Below are 1,008 nucleotides of genomic sequence, written 5' to 3'. Positions count from 1 at the left end.
GTCCTTGCCGAGGCGGGCGGCGAGCGCGCGGATCTCCTCGTCACGCTCGGTCGCCCGGGCGCGCAGCGCCTGCCGCTCCTCGTCTGCGGCGTGCTCGTCGTGCATGGCCGGGTTCGGCGGAACGAGGAACACGTCGCCGCTGTCGGCGTCCGGGGCGGGAGTCGGGGCGAGCAGGGCTGCTGCCGTCCCCACGGCCAGGGCGGAACGAGGCAGCAGCGCCGCGTCGCCCAGGGCCTCCCGGGCGCGTGCGTGGGAGTCGGGGTCGGTGATGATCACGCCGTCGACGAGTTCGGGCCGGGCGGCCAGCACCCGCGCGTGGTCGGCCGGGTCGACGGCCTGGGCGAGATAGCGCCAGCCGGGCAGCGCGGGGATGCCGTGCTCGCCGAGGTACTCGACCGTGGCCAGCACGTCCGGGCCGGGCGGCAGCAGCCCGCCGTCACCGAGCGCGCCGAGGATCCGGGAGTCGTCGGCGGCGGCCGTACGCAGGTCGAACAGCTGCCGTTCGGCGGAGCCGACGGCGTCGTCGAGCAGGTCGCTCAGGTCGTCGGCGAAGCGGTCGAGTTCCTCGGCGGTGAGCCCCTGTTCGCCGGACGCGGGCGGGATGGCCGGCTCGCTGTCCGAGCCGTGGCGGGGCTGAGGGATGCCCGGGCGGGTCTCGGAGGTGAGGCTCAGCAGTTCGGCGAGCCGCTCCTCCCCCGCCAGGGCCTCGGCGGTGCGGCGCTCCGCCTCGTACGACCGCTCCGCCGCCGTGGCCGCGTCCGCCGCGCGGGCCGCGGTGAGTTCCGCGCGTGTCTCGGTGGCGGCCGCCTCGCGCGCGTGCTCCGTGGCCCGGTGGGACGCCTCGCGGGCCGCGTCCCAGGCCGCGACGGCGGTCTTCTCGGCGTCGCTGGCGGCGAGGGCCGCGCGGGCCGGGTCGGCGTCGGGCGCGCTGTCGTCGAGCCAGCCGGCCCGTACCGCCTCGGCGGTCTCCTGCTCGACCTCGGCGAGGCGCTGCTTGAGGTGCCCGAC

General features: G+C 77.8%; 1 pseudogene. It reads right to left on the bottom strand.

What is annotated here, in order from left to right:
* Window positions 1-1,008 (bottom strand): annotated as a pseudogene (locus ACFTZL_RS45120) (hypothetical protein); the annotation flags it as partial.

This window comes from Streptomyces sp. NPDC056948 (genome assembly GCF_042674225.1).
In the GTDB taxonomy this organism is placed as follows: domain Bacteria; phylum Actinomycetota; class Actinomycetes; order Streptomycetales; family Streptomycetaceae; genus Streptomyces; species Streptomyces purpurascens.
The sequence above is the reverse complement of the archived record's forward strand: the minus strand, read 5'-3'. Positions and strand labels throughout refer to the sequence as shown.